This is a genomic window from Limnobacter humi, assembly GCF_024518835.1.
GTDB lineage: Bacteria > Pseudomonadota > Gammaproteobacteria > Burkholderiales > Burkholderiaceae_B > Limnobacter > Limnobacter humi.
Map to the genome: position 1 here is coordinate 440,339 of NZ_JANIGO010000002.1, position 18,970 is coordinate 459,308.

Sequence of the window (18,970 nt, forward strand, 5' to 3'; positions counted from 1 at the left end):
ACAGCGGAGGGCTAGGTTGAGGTAATCTTGAATTATACCGGAAGCACCCCGCATCAAAGGGGCATCCGCCTGCGCAAGGGGCGTGGCAAGCCCCCAAAGCCCACGATTAGAATACGATTCGAACCATGCACCCAGCCAAACCTGCCGATTCTTTGCAACAGCAAGCAAGCCCCGTGACAAACCCGTCGCAGGCACTCCCGCAGCGTAATTTGAACACGCTGCCCAGCCTGCTGGAAGCGGCGGCCTGGCAACCTGCCCACCAGCAGGATTGGCTGGTGCTGTCGGTTGAGCAGGTTCGCCAGGTGGAGCATGCCGCTTTTCGGGAAGTAGCGTCTTACATTCTCATGCAGGCTGCAGGACAGCGCTCCGCACAGAAAATCATGGACCTGGTTCAACACCTCGACCACCGCTGCCCCCAGGTGGTGGTGTTGGCGGGCCCAGGCAACAATGGTGGGGATGCCTGCGTCGTGGCCAACGCCCTGGCCGAGCAAGGGCTGCCGGTTGAACTGTGGCAGTTTAAAGGGGGGCGTGAAGGCTCTGCAGACCGACAAAAGGCCGAAGCTGGCTGCAAACATCCCAACCTGCGACATTCCCAGTGGGGGAAAACGACCCTGCAATTAAAACCTGGGGCACTGGTGGTGGACGGGCTTTTGGGCATCGCAGGGCGGGACCGCCCCAAGGGACCCATTGCAGAAGTGATCGCAGCCATCAATGCGCAACGGGAAGGACTGGGACGTACAGGACATGTGCACGTCGTCGCATTGGATTGCCCCAGTGGACTGGACTGCGACACAGGCCTGGCACCCGGCGAGGTGCTGGCAGCAGACCTCACGCTCACCTACATCGCAGCAAAAACCGGTCTGTTTATGAGCGATGGCAAAGATGTTTGCGGCGAGATCTGGCTCGATACCCTGCACTGCGATGCCTTGATTCACCAACGGATTGCACAGGGTACCTTGGGCGCAGTCGTGCGTGTTCGGGGAAGACTGAGCCAAATGCAGCGCCTACCCCGGCGGCAGCATGCCCAGCACAAAGGCAGTTTTGGCAGTGTGGCGGTTTTGGGTGGCCAACACGGCATGGTGGGTGCAGCCGTACTCACCGCCCGCAGCGCCCTGCTGATGGGTGCTGGCCGGGTGGCCTTGAGCTTGCTGGCCGAACATGGACATTCATCGCCCGACGTTCAGTGGCCAGGAACCCGTCCGTTTCTGGACTTGAATTTTCCGGAAATCATGAACAAACCGCTGCAGGACAACTGCAATTTCGCAGAAATACTGGCTGTTGGCCCTGGCTTGGGAACCAGCCCTGAAGCACAGGACTGGCTAGACGCCCTGTTTGATGAAGCCCTGGAACACGGCCCCCTGGGCGTCAAAAAGCACCACTGGGTGTTGGATGCCGACGCATTAAACCTGCTTGCCGAACACAATCGGCTGAAAACCAAATGGCTGAAACTACGCAAACAATCACCAGAGTGCCATGCAGTGATCACTCCTCACCCCTTGGAGGCGGCACGTCTGCTCAACAGCACGGTGGATGCAATTCAACGCAATCGGCCAGACGCCGCACGTGAGCTAGCACGTCAGTTTGACTGCGTGGCGGTGTTAAAAGGTGCCGGCACGGTGATTGCAGCCAATCATTCACCAGCCACTCGAATTGAAATCAATGGAACAGGAGGCCCCGCTTTGGGAACAGCCGGCAGTGGCGATGTGCTGACCGGCGCAGTGGCGGCCTTGTTAGGGCAAGGGCTAACCTCGTTTGATGCGGCAGCCTGCGCGGTGTGGTTACATGGTTTGTCGGTCAATGCGCTGCCAGGCGAGAATCAGGCTCATCGCGTGAGCCATGCCAGCGCGATCGCCCAGCGAATGGCCCAGCACTACAACCAGTTACTGCAACAAGGCACCCGCTGACAACACCAGTTGGCGGTCGCAATGGGCAGCCAGTTTTTCATCGTGGGTCACCAAAATCAGGGTGGTTCCCTGCTCCTGGCGCAAATCAAACATCAAGTCAATGACCCGCTGACCTGTGGCGAAGTCCAGACTGCCCGTGGGCTCATCCGCAAACACAATCGATGGCTTGCGAACGAAGGCGCGGGCCAGGGCCACCCGCTGTTGCTCGCCACCCGACAGCGTTTTGGGCGTGTGCTTGAGCCGGTTACCCAAACCCACCCGTTGCAACATGGCCACTGCGGATTCTTCTGCGTGGGGCATGCGCACCAGTTGCGTGGCCAGCATCACATTTTCAAGTGCACTCAAATGATCCAGCAACTGAAAAGACTGAAACACAAATCCAACATGCCGGGCGCGCAGCACGGCCCGCTGCTCCTCAGACAACCGGGTTAAGTCCTGGCCGAGCAGGTGAACCGACCCGGAGGATGGGGTGTCCAACCCGGCGAGCATGCCCAGCAGAGTAGACTTGCCAGAACCGGAGGCACCGGTGATGGCGACCGCTTCACCTTGCTGTACAGTGAAGGTGATGGCCTCTAGGATGTGAAGCTCATCTTCGCCATCCCGCACGCATTGCGCCAAATTATTCACTTCAAGGATTGCTGTTGTCATGGTTTTGCTGCAAAGGTTCGTGTCCGCAAAGCAGGTGTTGTGGGTCTCGCTGTTCACGCTGTATTTCAGTGGCTGGTCAGCCACGAATGTGCAGGCTGCCAATGGAAACACTCGCACCGCTGGTCAAGCTTGCCACATTCTGGTCATGGGCGACAGCCTGAGCGCTGCCTACGGTTTGCCGGTGGAGCAAGGCTGGGTTGCCTTGATGGAGCGTCGGCTGAAACAAAAGTTCCCGCATTGCCAGCTGACCAATGCATCCATCTCGGGCGAAACCACCGCAGGCGGGAAAACCCGATTGCCCGCACTGCTCAGGCAACACAAACCAACCCAAGTGATTTTGGAGCTCGGCGCCAATGATGGATTGCGTGGCCTCCCGATTGAGACCATGAAAAACAACTTGGCCAGCATGATCGACATGGCCCGCAGAGCGCGGGCACAAACCGTGTTGGTGGGCATGCAGATCCCACCAAATTATGGACCGGCCTACAGCCGTCGATTTGGAGAAACATTCACCGAACTGGCCAGACAAAACAAGCTACCATTGGTGCCTTTTCTACTGGATGGATTCGCGCAGAATCCGGATGCCTTTCAAGCCGACGGCATTCATCCCAACGCAGCAAGCCAACCAAGAATGGTTGACAATGTATGGCCAGCCTTGGCAGGCATGCTCAACCGGTGAACATGCCTTGAATCAAGACCCGTTTAGAACGTCTTCTTGATGTCCACATGGATGCGCTTTTTGATTGCATCCCGTGATGCCAAGACCAAGGCTTCCTGGTAAGACTGGTTCGTGAGGTTTTCGTAGTAAGCAACAATTTGCGGGTCTGCCTTGGCTTTCACCTCAGCCGACGGCGCCACAGCCTCTACCCAAGCCACTGCAAAGCCATTGGGGCCCAAACCAACCACCTTGGCTGTGGGCAAGCCAGCCAACGGTGTATTGAGCACCGACTGCATCACACCCGAGGGCACACCTTGTGCCCCCAAAGCAGACACTGTTTTCTTATCGCTAAATCCCGCCAACTCTGCAGCACCATCGGAGGGTTTGGCTGCGTTTAGTTTGGCAGCCAATGCATCCGCATCGGTCAAGCCCAGCTTCTTGGCCTCTTCGATTTTCAACTGGCCTTCAATTTGGGCTTTTACCTCAGCCAGCGGCTTGGGCGTGGCCGGGGTGTATTGTGTGATGTGCGCAGACACCAGCAAATCACCCACCTGTATGGCCTTGGTGTTGTTCTTGTTGTTGATGGAATCGTCGGAGAAAATTTCGGCCAACACCTTGGGGTCTTTCAGCACCGCAGGCGCATCACCAGGCGCCGGTTGACCCAGGCGCGCATAGGTCTGTGCCTTCAGGCCCAGCGCCTTCTCAACGTTGTCGAATGACTGGCCACCTTCATACACCAACTCCGAAAAACGCCCCTGGGCATCAGCAATTTGCGCTGTGGCTTTCTGGTTTTTGATTTCGTCCGTAATCGACGCTTTCACCTCGTCCAGCGTTTTCACCTGACCGCCACGGACATCGGTGACTTCAATGATGTGATAGCCAAACTCAGACTTCACCAGACCACTGATCTCACCTTTCTTTTGCGCAAAGGCTGCGGCTTCAAAAGCGGGCACCATCGCCCCCTTGCCGAAGAAACCAAGGTCACCACCCTGCGCGGCAGAGCCAGGGTCGATTGAGTATTTTTTGGCAAATTCACCAAACTGCGCAGGATTTGCTTTCACTTCAGCCAACACTTTTTCCGCTTGCGCTTTCAGATCCGCCTCATTGCTGCCTTCTTTCTTAGCGGGTAGCAAAATGTGACGAACCTTGCGCTCTTCCGGTGTTGAAAAACGTGCTTTATTTTGCGCATAGTACTGAGCCACGTCGGCGTCGCTCACCTGAATCTTTGACTTGATGTTCTCGGGAGACAACACGATGTAAGCCACATCGGCCTTTTGTGGCACGGTGAATTGCGCCTTGTTGGCCTCGTAGAAAGCGTTGACCTGGTCTTCGGTCAGTTTAACCTTGTCAAGATACGGTGCCAGGTCAATGGTCTTTACCCGGATAACACGACCTGCCAGTTGGACATCATCCAATTGCGCAGCAATCGACTTTGGAAAAAACACGGCGCGCAAAACCGGGTCCAACACTTGATTGCGCGCGAGATTAAATCGCACATTGGCTTCGTGCTGAACCGGGCTCAAACCGCGAGCTGCCAGTTGGGCCTTGTACAGTTCCAGATCAAACTTCCCATCTTTCTGAAACAGTGGTGTGTTCTTGATTTCGTTTTGCAACGCTGCATCGCTCGCCGTTAAGTATTGCTTGTTCACCGACTGTTCGAGCATGTATTGCATCACCAAGGCATCCAGAAGTTGCCGGTTGATGTCGGGTGAATCGAATACCTTGGGATCGAAATTGGGACCTGACTGCGCTCTCGCCTCTTCGATTCGCTGACGTTTGACAGCGTCAAACTCTTCCGGCGACACCACATGATCACCCACCTTGGCGTAGGCATTGGCATCGCCGCTGACCGTGCGATAACCCTCCAGACCAAACAAAACAAATGCTGGTGTGATGAACAACAGCAAGATGAATTGCATGAGTTTTTGGTGATTGCGGATGAAATCAAACATGGTGTACAAGCAATGTGGATTTGAGGAAAGTGACGCCACATCATAACCGAACACAGGTGCGGAATACGGGGCCTGCGCCGCAGGTGCGCAGGAAACAAAAAACCCCAGATGCTTTCGCAATCTGGGGTTTTTCTTACTGCTGGCGGAGTGGACGGGGCTCGAACCCGCGACCCCCGGCGTGACAGGCCGGTATTCTGACCAACTGAACTACCACTCCTGAGTTGGTTGCCGCTTTCGCGACGCTGACTGCAATTTGGTGGGTGCTGAGAGGCTCGAACTCCCGACCTAAACCTTGTAAGGGTTCCGCTCTACCAACTGAGCTAAGCACCCGACATGTCCAAAAACTCAAATCACTTTTTGTTTTTGTCGCTGTCGTTTTGCGAATCAGCCAAGACCGCAATTATATACAGAGAATAATTCGTCTTGCAATACCTGCTGCACAAAAATTTCTAAAATTAGTTCACTGCGTCTTTCAATGCTTTACCAGGACGGAACTTGGGCACTTTGGCAGCTTTGATCTTGATGGTTGCGCCAGTGCGTGGGTTGCGACCACTGCGTGCGGCGCGCTTGCCAACAGCGAAGGTACCGAAACCAACCAATGTCACTGAACCACCTTTTTTCAGGGTGGTTTTCACTGCAGCAATCATGGCATCCAATGCGCGGCCGGCAGCAGCTTTGGAGATTTCTGCAGATTCAGCGATTTGGTCGATCAGTTCAGTTTTGTTCATATTAAAAAGCCCCCTCATGGTGACAAAAAAACGGTGCCAAAAAACTTGGCACCACGATTTGCTTCTAGCGCTTTATTTAGACACGGCTGAAAGCCTTGTGTCAACAGGTTTTGCGGGGTGTTTGTCGTCTTTTAACGAGGCCTGGCAAGGCTTTCAGGGCAACAAGAAAAACGCCTCTGCATTTTGTTGCAGAGGCGTTGGACAAGAAGCTTTGTCGAATCAGTGCTTTAGACTGGTTTTTGCAGCAGGGTCTTCCGATTTTGCTGCAATCACCTCCGGTGTCTCTGGAAGCGGCTCTGGCTGGGCTTCCAAGGCATTTTGCAACACCTGATCAATCCATTTCACCGGAATAATTTCCAGACTGTTCTTCACGTTGTCTGGAATCTCGGCAAGGTCTTTCACGTTTTCTTCCGGGATCAACACCGTTTTAATGCCACCACGGTGGGCTGCAAGCAACTTTTCTTTCAACCCGCCAATGGCCAGCACTTCTCCGCGCAAGGTAATTTCACCGGTCATGGCAACCGTCGATTTCACCGGAATGCTGGTCAGGGTGGACACCAATGCGGTGGTCATCGCAATACCTGCCGATGGTCCATCCTTCGGTGTGGCACCTTCCGGAACGTGCACGTGAATGTCTTGTTTTTCGAATGCATCATCTTTAATGCCCAGGCGCTTGGCGCGCGCGCGCACCACGGAGCGGGCCGCTTCAACAGACTCTTTCATCACGTCGCCCAATGAGCCTGTGCGGATGATGTTGCCCTTGCCGGGCATGGCCACGGTTTCAATGGTCAGCAAATCGCCACCCACCTCAGTCCAGGCCAAACCAGTGACCTGCCCCACCTGGTTTTCCTTCTCCGCCATGCCGTAGCTAAAGCGACGAACACCCAAAAACTTGTCCAGATTTTTGGGTGTGACTTGGACTTTTTTCTCGTTTTTGCCCAGCACCATTTGACGCACCACTTTGCGGCAAATCTTGGACACTTCACGTTCCAGACCGCGCACACCCGCTTCACGGGTGTAGTAGCGGATCATGTCGCGAATGGCCGCCTCCGACAGACTGAGTTCCTCGGCTTTCACACCGTTGTTTTTCATCTGTTTGGGCAACAAGTACTTCTGGGTGATGCTGACCTTTTCATCTTCGGTGTAACCCGACAGACGAATCACCTCCATGCGGTCTAGCAGTGCGTGCGGAATATTGAGCGAGTTCGCGGTGGCCACAAACATCACGTCTGACAGGTCGTATTCCACCTCGACATAATGGTCCACAAAGGTGCTGTTCTGCTCGGGGTCCAACACCTCCAGCAGGGCCGATGCTGGATCACCGCGGAAGTCCATGCCCATCTTGTCAATTTCGTCCAACAAGAACAATGGATTGCGAACCCCCACCTTGGTAATACTGCTCAACACCTTGCCAGGCATGGATCCAATGTAAGTTTTGCGGTGACCGCGAATTTCTGCTTCATCCCGCACACCACCCAGGGCCATGCGTACAAACTTGCGGTTCGTCGCTTTGGCAACCGATTGGCCGAGCGACGTTTTACCCACACCAGGAGGACCTACCAAACACAGAATCGGCGCTTTCAGTTTGTCCACACGCTGCTGCACGGCGAGGTATTCCACGATGCGCTCTTTGACTTTGTCCAGACCATAGTGGTCCTCGTCCAGCACACGCTCTGCATTACCAAGGTCGTTGTTGATCTTGGTTTTCTTCTTCCAAGGCAGGTTCACCAAGGTGTCGATGTAATTGCGAATCACCGTGGCTTCGGCCGACATGGGCGACATCAGTTTGAGTTTTTTCAACTCGGCCTCTGCTTTCTTCAGGGCTTCCTTGGGCATCTTGGCTTGCTTGATCCGCTTTTCAAGCTCCTCCATGTCAGCACCGTCTTCGCCCTCGCCCAACTCTTTCTGAATGGCTTTCACTTGCTCATTCAGATAATACTCGCGCTGGCTTTTTTCCATCTGGCGCTTCACCCGTCCGCGAATGCGCTTTTCCACCTGAAGAATGTCAATTTCGGTTTCGAGCTGTGACAACAACGCTTCCAAGCGTTGGGCCACACTGAAGGTTTCCAGAATGGTTTGCTTCTGCTCCAGTTTCAGCGGCAAATGGCTCACAATGGTGTCGGCAAGGCGGCCCACATCATCAATACTGGCCAGTGATGTCAGGATTTCTGGCGGAATTTTTTTGTTCAGTTTGACATAGGAGTCAAACTGCGCCATCACTGCGCGCTTCATGGCCTCGGTTTCCGGGCTTTGCGACGGATCTGGCAACAGGGGCATGGCCTCTGCAGAAAAATGGCTGCCCTCGTCACTGACTTGCAGCAAGCGGGCGCGCTGAACACCCTCGACCAATACCTTTACCGTACCGTCGGGCAACTTCAGCATTTGCAACACATTGGCCACACAGCCAATGTTGTACATGTCTTTCTCGCTGGGTTCATCTTTGGTGGCGGACTTCTGGGCCACCAGCAGGATGCTCTTGCCTGTTTCCATGGCAATTTCCAGCGCCTTGATGGACTTTGGACGTCCAACAAACAGGGGAATGACCATGTGGGGGAAAACAACCACATCCCGCAGCGGCAGCAGCGAGAGTTCAATCGGTTGTTCAGGAAGCACGTTGGTTGCTGACATGTTGATCACCTATTGAATGCATGCCCCATACAGTGGGGTCGAAACGCGCTTATTCAAGCCTTTTTGAACATCGTGTTAAAACAATACCACCGAAAAGAAAAAGCCCAACTCACGAGTTGGGCTTTTTTTGTCATTTTGCGCGGGCTTTTGCACACGCCCACATTATCAGGACTTGTCCTTGCTACCGACCACCTTGGGTTGATCTTCATAAATCAACAATGGCTGCCCTTCACCTTTGATGGTGGGCTCATCGACCACCACCTTTTTGACGTGGCCTTCATTGGGCAAGTCGTACATGACGCCCAACAAGGCCTGTTCCAGAATGGTCCGCAAGCCACGGGCACCCGTTTTGCGCTGAATGGCCTTTTTGGCGATGGCACTGAGTGCAGAGGGACGAATTTCCAACTCGGCGCCGTCCATTTCCAGCAGCTTTTCGAACTGCTTGACCAACGCATTTTTGGGCTTGGTCAAAATTTCGATCAGGGCTGCTTCGTCCAGTTCATCCAGCGTGGCGATCACTGGCAAGCGGCCCACCAGCTCCGGGATGATCCCGAATTTAATGAGGTCTTCCGGCTCCACTTCCGCCAACACCGTGCCGACGTTTTCCTCGTTTTTGCTCTTGACCTCAGCACCAAAACCAATGCCTGAGCGCTCGGAGCGGTTGCGAATCACCTTGTCCAAACCTTCAAACGCACCGCCCACAATAAACAGCACATTGGTGGTGTCAATTTGAACAAAATCTTGGTTGGGGTGCTTGCGACCTCCCTGAGGAGGAACAGAGGCCACGGTGCCTTCAATCAGCTTCAACAGTGCTTGCTGAACACCCTCGCCCGACACGTCACGCGTGATGGACGGGTTGTCGGACTTGCGGGAAATCTTGTCGATCTCGTCGATGTAGACAATGCCACGCTGGGCCTTGTCGACTTCGTAGTTGCAGTTCTGCAGCAGCTTTTGAATAATGTTCTCGACATCCTCACCCACATAACCGGCTTCGGTCAGCGTGGTGGCGTCGGCAATCACGAAAGGCACGTTCAGCAAGCGTGCCAGTGTTTGTGCCAACAGGGTCTTGCCAGAACCGGTTGGGCCAACCAGCAAAATGTTGGACTTGGACAACTCGATGTCGTCTTTCTTGCCACCCATGTGGCGCAGGCGCTTGTAGTGGTTGTACACAGCCACGGACAGCACGCGCTTGGCCTTGTCCTGTCCAATCACGTACTGGTCAAGAATGTTGCGGATTTCGCGCGGAGTGGGTAGTTTGTCGCCACCACCGTTGGCTGTGGCCTCGGCAGCCTCGTCTCGAATGATGTCGTTGCACAGCTCGATGCATTCATCACAGATGAACACCGAGGGCCCGGCGATGAGTTTCTTCACCTCATGCTGGCTTTTGCCGCAGAAGGAGCAATACAACAGCTTTTCGCTGGAGCCTTTTTTTTCTGACATCGTCAATCCCTTGGGCCCCGAAGGGCCACCTGCATACGTTCTGGATTACTTGTTGCCTTCTGCGGGCGGTACACGGTGTTTCAACACATCGTCGATCAGACCATAGTTTTTGGCATCGTCGGCACCCATGAAATTGTCACGATCCGTGTCGCGTGCGATTTGATCGATCGGCTTGCCGGTGTTGTCAGCCAAAATACCATTCAACTTCTCACGCAAGTACAGAATTTCCTTGGCGTGAATTTCAATGTCGGACGCTTGCCCCTGAACGCCGCCCAGCGGCTGGTGAATCATGATGCGGCTATTGGGTAAGGAAAAGCGCTTGCCTTTGGTACCGGATGACAACAGGAAAGCCCCCATGGATGCGGCCAGACCTGTGCATAGGGTGGACACATCGGGCTTGATGAATTGCATGGTGTCATAAATGGCCATGCCAGCGGACACGGAGCCGCCCGGGCTGTTGATGTACAGCGCGATGTCTTTGTCAGGGTTCTCGGACTCAAGGAACAGCATTTGGGCCACAATCACGTTGGCCATTTGGTCGTTGATCGGGCCAACCAGAAAGATGACCCGTTCTTTCAACAAACGTGAGTAGATGTCATAGGCCCGCTCGCCCCGACCACTTTGTTCAATCACCATGGGAACATACATATTCCCTTGGGGTTCCATACTGCTGAAGTTATTGAAATTTCCGGTCATAGAGCGAGGGTCCCACTTCATCGTTATTTATTTCCCATCAGTTCGTCAAAAGACAGCTTCTTTTCAACCACTTTGGTTTTTGCCAATGTGTATTCAACCACATTGTCTTCCAGAATAACGGCTTCAACATCCGCCAAACGGGCGCGGTCCTGGAAATACCACTGCATCACTTCAGCAGGGTTTTCATAACTTTGCGCCTGTTCTTCAATGTAAGCACGAACCTGCTCTGGTTTGGCCTGCAGGCTGTTGTTCTTGACCAAGTCTGACACGATCAGACCCAGACGAACGCGGCGCTCGGCTTGTGCAGCAAAAATATCTTCGGGCAGTTGAATGTTTTCAACATCTTTCATGCCGCGTGCGCGCAGGTCTTCGCGGGCGCGCTGGGCCAGCTCAGCAGTTTCCGACTGAATGAGTGCTTTGGGCACATCAAACTCGGCCACCTTCAGCAGCGCATTCATCACGGCTTCCTTGGTTTGCGCCTTGGTGCGGTTGTTCACTTCGCGCGACAGGTTCACACGCACGTCTTCACGCAGTTTGTCGATGCTACCGTCGGCAATGCCCATGGCCTTGGCGAACTCTTCATTGAGCTCGGGCAATTGCGCGCCTTCAACCGATTTGATGGTGATGTCGAATTCAGCGGTTTTGCCCGCCACGTCCTTACCGTGGTAATCCTCAGGGAAACTCAAGGGGAAGGTTTTGGTTTCGCCGGTTTTCATGCCTTTGGCTGCGGCTTCGAATTCGGGCAGCATCTGGCCTTTGCCCACAACGAAGGAGAAATCATCCGCTGTACCGCCCGCGAAGGCCACACCGTCGATTTTACCCACGAAATCGAGGGTTACCTTGTCTTCATCTTGGGCCGCGCGGTCAACAGCAGCGAAGGTAGCGCGCTGTTTGCGCAGAATGTCCAGGGTCTTGTCCACTTCGGCATCGGACACTTCAACGGTGGTTTTTTCGACTTCCAGTGCGGCGAAGTCACCGAACTTCACTTCAGGAAACACTTCAAAAATGGCGTTGAATTCCAGCGCTTCTTCAGCAGCGCCTTCAGCGGCCTCAATGCGGGGGGTACCAGCCACGCGCAGGTCCTGCTTTTGCACTTCTTCGTTGAATGTACGGCCAATTTCGTCGTTCAGCACTTCAGAGTGCACCTGGGGACCGTAAGTCTGGATGACCATCTTCATGGGCACCTTTCCGGGGCGAAAGCCTGGCATGCGAGCTGTGCGCGCCACTTTCTGAAGGCGCTTTTCAACTTCAGCATTGATCTTTTCAACTGAAAGCTTCAGAGAAATGGTTTTCTCGAGTGGGCTTGCAGTGGTGGTGGTTTCAGTCATTTGGAACTCTTGAGCTTGAATAACCCGGACAAACCAGGTGGGTTGATCGACGAATGGACACGCAACAGCCGTGGAGCGAGGCCTCTACAATTGCCGTTATCTTACACAACTTGAGGGGGGGTTTGGCCCGAACGGGCACCGATTTGACCGGGATTTCGGCCCACGAAGGGCCATTCAAAATGGTGCGGATGAAAGGACTCGAACCTTCACGTGTTGCCACGCCAGAACCTAAATCTGGTGCGTCTACCAATTTCGCCACATCCGCAGCACGGGCCGAAGTATAGCCCTTTTTGCGCTCAATGCCCATGGTCAACCATCAATCCATGGGGCAGTTCACCCAAATGCCCTACAATTCAGCCGTTGTCGTTCCGAGCCTTATTGCGGGCTGCTCGCCATTGCCATGTCAACCCTCCTCGAAACCCCGCTGGCCTACTGCCGGGAAAAAGTCTGCCCCGATCTGTCCAGCCTGCATTACGCGACCGTGTTTCAGCCTGTGGCGCTGAAAGCCTACTGGTTGGGGCTGTTTGCACTCAACCGCGAGCTGCGCCAGGCCTGCCTGAAACAACTGGAAGCCGGCCTGACCCAGGTGAAGCTGGGCTGGTGGCGCAATGCGCTGGCCAATGCGGGGCAGGAAACCAACCTGCACCCGGTGATCCAGGCGCTGTCCCGGGAGGTGGTTGCGGGTGTGGATGCCGATAACTGGCCAGTGCTGATTGAACAGGTGGCCGCAGCGTGCGAACCCCGCCGGTTTGAGAACCAGGAGACCTGGGACCAGACGACCCGGACACAGATTGCGCCATGGCTGCCGCTTATTGCCCAGAAATTTGGGCAAACAACCCCCCTCCATAGACCTGCGGGTTACGAGGCCCTGATGGACTTCTGGATGGCCTCCACTCAACTGTGCCAAGTGCTGCGGTTGGCCAAGTACCTGGATGAACAGTTTCAACCCATGCCGATAGCGCTGTTGAGCCAGCATGGGGTTACTGCCGAGCAAATTCGACAGCGCCGGCACGATGCGGCCATCCATGCGCTGTTTCTGCACATCGGCAAAGCTCGAATTCAGGTGGCTGAAGCAGCCTGGCAACGCATGCCCACCGAACTTCGCCTGTTCTGCCGCCCACTGCGGGCGTTGTACCGCATGAAGGTGCGGGAATTCCGCCTGCATGGCCCCCAACCGGCGCTATTGGTTGAGCAAAAAGCCCTGACTCCCCTGCGGAAGTTTTCCATCAGCTGGACGACCCAGGTTCTCAGGGCCTGAACGTTACATTACAAGGCATTGCTGGTCTGCATCGGTTTTTTGATTCGGTAGGCTGCCGCGTACAAGGCCGGCAGGAAAAATAGCGTCAAAAGGGTGGCGACGATCAAACCGCCCATGATCGCAACCGCCATCGGCCCCCAGAACTGGGAGCGCATCAGCGGAATCATTGCCAGCACAGCCGCAGCAGCGGTCAGCAGAATCGGTCTGGAACGGCGGATGGTGGACCCGATAATGGCCTCGAATGGATCAACACCAGCCGCCCTGTCCTGCTCGATCTGATCAACGAGAATGACCGAATTCCGGATGATCATGCCAAACAAGGCGATGACCCCCAATTGCGCCACAAAGCCAAACGGCCGACCAGTGGCGATCAGCGCAATGGCAGCACCAATGATCCCCAGTGGGCCTGTGAAATACACGAGCAAAGTTCGGCCAAAGCTTTTGAGCTGAAGCATGAGCAAGGTGAGCACCAGGAACAGCATCAGCGGCACATTGGCCATGATGGATTGCTGTGCCTTGCCGGAGTCGGCAGCCAAACCGTCCAGACTGATGCGAACACCCAGTGGCAACTGGGCCCGCATCGGCTCCAGCGCCTTGTTCATGGCCAAGGCCACGGTGGTGCCTTGAATACCGGGCACCACATCAGCCTGCACCGTGATGGCGAAATCACCGTTTTGGCGCCAGATCACCCCCGGCTCAAAACCCATGGTCACTTTCCCCACCTGGGACAAAGGGACATAGGCACCCGAGGCCGTGGGCACATTGGCATTCATGAGTTCACTCAGTGTGTCTCGTTCGCTGGGCGGATTGCGAAACACAATGTCGATCAGGCGGTTGCCTTCCCGGTACTGCCCAATGGGGGCACCAGCCAAAATAACCTGGGACGCTTGAGCGATGCTTTCACTGCTGACGCCCAAGGCACGGGCTCGGGCTTGGTCCACCTCCACCTTCATGGCTTTCACATTTTCGTTCCAGTTGTCGTGCGTGCCCCGTGTGTACTGGCTAGAAGCCACAGCGGCCTTCACCTGGTCAGCAACGGCGCGCACCACATACGGGTCAGGCCCCTGAACCACAAACTGAACTGGATAGGTAACGGGTGGGCCGTTGGGCAGCAAGGTTACCCGCGGTCGAACATCCGGGAAATTCTGCTCCAGATGATCTTTCATTTTTTTGCGCAACACTTCTCGGGATTGAAAATCCTTTGGCATCACAATAAATTCTGTCAAGTTGCTTTGCACAAACTTCTGGTCGAGCGAGAGGTAAAACCGTGGGGCTCCATCACCCACGAAAGCAGCATAGCGATCCACCTCGGGCTGCTGCGCCAACCAGGTTTCCAGCTTTTTGGCCTGGGCCTCGGTTTGCGCAAATGAGGTGCCCTCGGGTAGCCACAGATCCACCATGATCTCCAGGCGATTGGAATCGGGGAAGAACTGCTGCTCGATGAATTTGAATGAAAACCCACCCAGCAAGAATGCTGCGATGGTCACGCCAATCGTGATCCAGCGATGGCGAACGCAGGCCTCAATCCATCGACGGAAACGGGCGTAGAACGGGGTGTCGAATACTTCATGATGCCCCTCGCCATCCCGTGGCTTTTTCAACAGCCAATAACCGATATAGGGCACAAAGACCACCGCCACAATCCACGACAGCAACAAAGCAATGGCTGTGACCGCAAAAATGGAATAGGTGTATTCACCGGCGGCCGACTTGGCCAAGGCAATCGGCAAAAAACCAGCGGCGGTGATCAACGTTCCGGTGAGCATGGGCACCGCTGTGGATTCGTAGGCGAAAGTCGCCGCGTCGAAACGGGAATAACCTTCTTCCAGTTTGCGCACCATCATCTCGACGGCGATGATGGCATCGTCCACCAACAGGCCCAAGGCGATGATGAGGGCACCCAACGAAATTTTGTGCAGGTTGATGCCGAAGTAAGACATGGCCAGGAAAGTCATCGCCAAAACCAGCGGGATGGTCAAGGCCACCACCAAACCGGGCCGCATGTCCACACGCAGCGGTTTGGTGTGCAGGCCCAGGCTGACAAAGCTGACACCCAACACAATCACAATCGCCTCAATCAACACCTTCACGAACTCATTGACCGAGGTGCGCACCGACTCCGGTTGATCAGCCACCCGCATCATTTCAACGCCCACGGGCAATTGCGACAGAATGCGGGCTTCCTCTTTTTCCAGGTTTTTGCCCAGCCGAATAATATCCCCACCATTGACCATGGAAATACCCAGCCCGATTACTTCCTGGCCATTGACCCGCATTTTGGACAGAGGTGGGTCTTCGTAACCCCGGTGAATGTCGGCAAAATCTTTGAGCAACACGGTCTGGTTACCGGCGCGTATGGGTGTGTTGGCAATGTCGTCGATTGACTCGAACTGGCCTTGTACGCGAGAAAATATTTTCTGCTCTTCCAGACTCAAGACACCTTGAGATGTGACGGCATTTTGAGCATTGATCTGGTTCAACACACTCTGGGCCGAAATACCCAATTTGGCGAGTTTGTAGTGCGAAACGTCAATGTAAACCTTTTCGGCCTGTACCCCGAACAACTGCACTTTGGCGACATCCGGAACCCGCAACAGGTCCTGCCGCACCTGGGTCACGAAGTCTTTCAACTCGTTGTATTTGAAGCCGTCGGCTGAAAACGCCAGCATGACCCCAAACGTATCGCCAAATTCGTCGTTGAAGAATGGACCAATGACACCGTGGGGTAGCCGGCTGGCCATGTCATTGACCCGCTTGCGGGTGGTGTACCAAATATTGGCCACGTCCTTGGGCGGTGCGCTGTCTTTCAACAGCAGAAAGATCACAGACTCGCCCGGTTTGGAATAAGAACGGATTTTGTCCGCATAGGGCACTTCCTGCATGACCTTTTCAATGGGATCGGCCACTTGCTGGGCCATTTGCATGGATGTGGCACCAGGCCAGTACGCACGCACCACCATGCCCCTGAAAACAAAGGGGGGGTCCTCTTCCTGCCCCAGTGAGAAAAACGCAGCGCTGCCTGCAAAAATAAAAACAGCCAACAAAAACCGGATGAGGGGCTGATTTTCCAGCGCCCAACGGGAAATATTCAGTTTTTTCATCAGGCAGACCTTACCGTTTGGGCTCAGGCTGTGAGCCTGAAGTGGCGGTTGGATCACTGCCCTCCCCGTCCTGCAAAGCCTTGGCTTTTTTGGCGAGGTCGGCTGTCTCGATGAAACGGCGCGCCTTTTGCCCCTCGTTCAGGGTGTGCGTGCCGGCGGTCACCACCAGCTCGCCGTCTTTCAGGCCGTCTTTGACCAAGAAACTGCTTTCATTCACATCGTAGGGTTTCACCGGTCGTCGGTGCACCTCACCTTTGGCCTCATCAAACACCCACACAAAAGCACCAGTGGCCTCTGCCACCAACGCAGCCACTGGCAGTTTGAAGGCCACCTCGGGATTGCGGGCTGCAAAACGAACCGTGGCACTCATGCCAAAGCGCGCGTCAGGCGTCGGGTCTGTCAAATCCAGAAAGACTGGATAAGTTCGGGTGACCGGGTCTGCCACGGGACCCACCTCACGCACACGGGCCTTCAGTTGCTGCTGTATCGACCACAAGTCAACCACAGCACCCTGACCATTCCGGACATCCTTGACCCGACCTTCAGGCACGGCCATGCGAACCTGCACCGCTTTTTCATTGGCCCATTGCAGAATGGGCTGACCAGGGGCCACCACCTGACCTGCGTCCAGCAGCACTTGAGAAATCACACCATCATTGGGGGCTTTCAGTTCGCCGTACAGGGCCTGGTTTTGTTGCACATTCAGCTGCGCGCGCGCCTGGGTCAATCGGCTCTCAGCTGCATCCAGTGCCAATTGCCGACGGTCAAGTTCAGCTGGACTGATGAAGTTCTGCTCACGCAGGGTCTTGAACCGCGCCAAGTCGGTTTTGTTCTGAAGGTATTCCGTATTGGCCGCATTGTATTGCGCCTGTGCTGCCTGCAAAGCCAGCTTGAGGTCTTGGGGATCGATGCGAGCCAAGACCTGACCTTTTTTAACACGGTCCCCAACATCCACCAAACGCGCGACCAAGCGGCCACCCACCTGAAAACTCAGGCTGGCACTGTATCGGGGTTCAATCTGGGCAGGAAAAGTGTCCTCTGACTCAGTGCCATCCGCTTTCAGTTCCATCACACGCACAGGACGAATCACTTCAGATGTATCGGGTGCGGAGCGGGAACAAGCGGCCAATGACAGCGCCAGTGCGGCCATCAACAACCAAGGCTTAACCGGGCGGAGGGGAACCATACATTCACTCTTAATGGTGACGACTCAGAATCCCGCAATTGTGGTGTCAAATGAACAATTAGTCAAAAACAGTGCAATGTATCCCGCAAGGCTGACAATGCCTGTTCAATTCGTTCTACACCAATGACTTGCAAGCCCTCAATGGTTTGTTTGGGCACATTGCTGGCCGGCACCAAGGCATGGGTAAAGCCCAATTTGGCCGCTTCTCGCAACCGGTCCTGTCCACGGGGCGCAGGCCGCAATTCACCCGACAGGCCAATTTCGCCAAACACAGCCAATTCACGGGGCAAGCGCTTGTTTTTCAGCGACGACACCATGGCCAACACAATGGCCAAGTCAGCTGCGGGTTCGGAGATGCGGACACCGCCCACTGCATTGATGAAAATATCCTGATCAAAAAACTGCAAACCGGCATGGCGGTGAAGCACCGCCAGCAGCATGGCGAGGCGGTTTTGCTCCAGGCCCACGGATAGGCGTCTTGGTGCAGGTGAATGCGATGAATCCACCAAGGCCTGAATTTCCACCAACAGAGGCCGGGCCCCTTCCTGCGTGACCATGACACACGAACCAGGCACCCAATCGGTTTGTTGAGACAAGAACAGTGCGGATGGGTTGTTGACGCCTTTGAGTCCACGGTCGGTCATGGCGAACACACCCAGTTCATTCACCGCCCCAAACCGGTTTTTGAAGGCACGCACCAAGCGGAATGACGACTGGGAATCCCCTTCGAAGTACAGCACCGTGTCCACAATGTGTTCCAACACGCGGGGGCCAGCCAAGGTGCCTTCCTTGGTCACGTGGCCGACCAAGATGGTGGTGATGCCGAGGCTTTTGGCCACCCGGGTCAGTTGGCTGGCACATTCCCGAACCTGGCTCACCGAGCCGGGCGCAGCCGACAGCTCCGCGGTGTACAAGGTCTGGATGGAGTCGATGACCAGCACCTGAGGCTTGAGAATTTCAATTTGCGCCAGAATTTGTTCGAGCTGAATCTCGGTGAGCACACTCAAGCTGGCGTGTTCCAAGCCCAGGCGCTGGGCGCGCAGCGCAATTTGACCTGCGGACTCTTCACCACTGACATACAACGTATTGACCTGCTGAGCGAGGTTCACCATGGATTGCAACAGCAGGGTCGACTTGCCAATGCCAGGGTCCCCCCCCAACAATACGACCATACCGGGGACCAAGCCACCGCCCAGAACCCGATCAAACTCGCCCACGCCGCTGGAAAACCGGGGATATTCCTGCGCTTGAATGTCCGCGAGCTTGATGACCTGACTGCTTTGGGCCGCCAAGGCGGTGAAGCGATTATTTTTTGGCGTGACCGGGGCTACGAGCGACTCGACCACTGTGTTCCAGTTGTTGCATTCGCCACACTGGCCTTGCCACTTGGCAAACACGGCGCCACATTCGGTGCATTGGTACTGGCTTTTTGCTTTGGCCATC

At 55.1% G+C, this 18,970-nt stretch carries 13 protein-coding genes and 3 tRNA genes; 3 read left to right on the plus strand and 13 right to left on the minus strand.

The window, feature by feature from the left end; genetic code table 11:
- Window positions 1-125 precede the first annotated feature (125 nt).
- Window positions 126-1,904 carry an NAD(P)H-hydrate dehydratase gene (locus NQT62_RS07095; protein WP_256763967.1) on the plus strand — a complete coding sequence of 593 codons (1,779 nt, stop codon included), beginning with the start codon at window positions 126-128 and terminating at the stop codon, window positions 1,902-1,904.
- On the opposite strand, the gene NQT62_RS07100 is transcribed toward NQT62_RS07095, so the two are convergent.
- The gene (locus tag NQT62_RS07100) at window positions 1,881-2,552 is read right to left on the minus strand and encodes an ABC transporter ATP-binding protein (protein ID WP_256763968.1); all 672 of its coding nucleotides are present in this window, start codon (window positions 2,550-2,552) and stop codon (window positions 1,881-1,883) included. The two genes, NQT62_RS07095 and NQT62_RS07100, sit on opposite strands and share 24 nt — an antisense overlap.
- Window positions 2,553-2,571: 19 nt before the next feature.
- On the opposite strand from NQT62_RS07100, the gene NQT62_RS07105 reads away from it, so the two are divergent.
- Window positions 2,572-3,231, plus strand: coding sequence for an arylesterase (locus NQT62_RS07105; RefSeq protein WP_256763969.1), 660 nt, complete (start codon window positions 2,572-2,574; stop codon window positions 3,229-3,231).
- A gap of 23 nt (window positions 3,232-3,254) precedes the next feature.
- Here NQT62_RS07105 and NQT62_RS07110 read toward each other — a convergent pair whose 3' ends face one another.
- From NQT62_RS07110 to NQT62_RS07150, 9 genes are all read right to left on the minus strand, one after another.
- Window positions 3,255-5,162 (minus strand): SurA N-terminal domain-containing protein, encoded by a 1,908-nt coding sequence (locus NQT62_RS07110; protein ID WP_256763970.1) that lies wholly within the window; start codon window positions 5,160-5,162, stop codon window positions 3,255-3,257.
- A gap of 140 nt (window positions 5,163-5,302) precedes the next feature.
- Window positions 5,303-5,379, minus strand: a tRNA-Asp gene (locus NQT62_RS07115).
- A gap of 37 nt (window positions 5,380-5,416) precedes the next feature.
- Window positions 5,417-5,492: transfer RNA gene (locus NQT62_RS07120), tRNA-Val, on the minus strand.
- Window positions 5,493-5,617: 125 nt separating this feature from the next.
- On the minus strand, window positions 5,618-5,890 hold the full coding sequence (locus tag NQT62_RS07125) for an HU family DNA-binding protein (RefSeq protein WP_105029303.1): 273 nt from the start codon (window positions 5,888-5,890) through the stop codon (window positions 5,618-5,620).
- A gap of 219 nt (window positions 5,891-6,109) precedes the next feature.
- The gene (lon, locus tag NQT62_RS07130) at window positions 6,110-8,518 is read right to left on the minus strand and encodes an endopeptidase La (protein ID WP_256763971.1); all 2,409 of its coding nucleotides are present in this window, start codon (window positions 8,516-8,518) and stop codon (window positions 6,110-6,112) included.
- Between the two features lie 165 nt (window positions 8,519-8,683).
- Window positions 8,684-9,958, minus strand: coding sequence for an ATP-dependent Clp protease ATP-binding subunit ClpX (clpX, locus tag NQT62_RS07135; protein ID WP_256763973.1), 1,275 nt, complete (start codon window positions 9,956-9,958; stop codon window positions 8,684-8,686).
- Between the two features lie 45 nt (window positions 9,959-10,003).
- Window positions 10,004-10,654 carry an ATP-dependent Clp endopeptidase proteolytic subunit ClpP gene (gene clpP / locus NQT62_RS07140; protein WP_256763975.1) on the minus strand — a complete coding sequence of 217 codons (651 nt, stop codon included), beginning with the start codon at window positions 10,652-10,654 and terminating at the stop codon, window positions 10,004-10,006.
- Between the two features lie 23 nt (window positions 10,655-10,677).
- On the minus strand, window positions 10,678-11,982 hold the full coding sequence (gene tig / locus NQT62_RS07145) for a trigger factor (RefSeq protein ID WP_256763976.1): 1,305 nt from the start codon (window positions 11,980-11,982) through the stop codon (window positions 10,678-10,680).
- Between the two features lie 180 nt (window positions 11,983-12,162).
- Window positions 12,163-12,247: transfer RNA gene (locus tag NQT62_RS07150), tRNA-Leu, on the minus strand.
- 135 nt (window positions 12,248-12,382) lie between these two features.
- Between NQT62_RS07150 and NQT62_RS07155 the strand changes: the two genes are divergently transcribed.
- The gene (locus NQT62_RS07155; protein WP_256763977.1) at window positions 12,383-13,240 is read left to right on the plus strand and encodes a hypothetical protein; all 858 of its coding nucleotides are present in this window, start codon (window positions 12,383-12,385) and stop codon (window positions 13,238-13,240) included.
- 8 nt (window positions 13,241-13,248) lie between these two features.
- Here NQT62_RS07155 and NQT62_RS07160 read toward each other — a convergent pair whose 3' ends face one another.
- The 3 genes from NQT62_RS07160 to radA form a co-directional block, all read right to left on the minus strand.
- On the minus strand, window positions 13,249-16,341 hold the full coding sequence (locus NQT62_RS07160; protein WP_256763979.1) for an efflux RND transporter permease subunit: 3,093 nt from the start codon (window positions 16,339-16,341) through the stop codon (window positions 13,249-13,251).
- A gap of 10 nt (window positions 16,342-16,351) precedes the next feature.
- On the minus strand, window positions 16,352-17,527 hold the full coding sequence (locus NQT62_RS07165) for an efflux RND transporter periplasmic adaptor subunit (RefSeq protein WP_256763981.1): 1,176 nt from the start codon (window positions 17,525-17,527) through the stop codon (window positions 16,352-16,354).
- 62 nt (window positions 17,528-17,589) lie between these two features.
- Window positions 17,590-18,969, minus strand: a complete 1,380-nt coding sequence (radA, locus tag NQT62_RS07170; RefSeq protein WP_256763982.1) for a DNA repair protein RadA — start codon at window positions 18,967-18,969, stop codon at window positions 17,590-17,592.
- Window position 18,970: the final 1 nt, after the last annotated feature.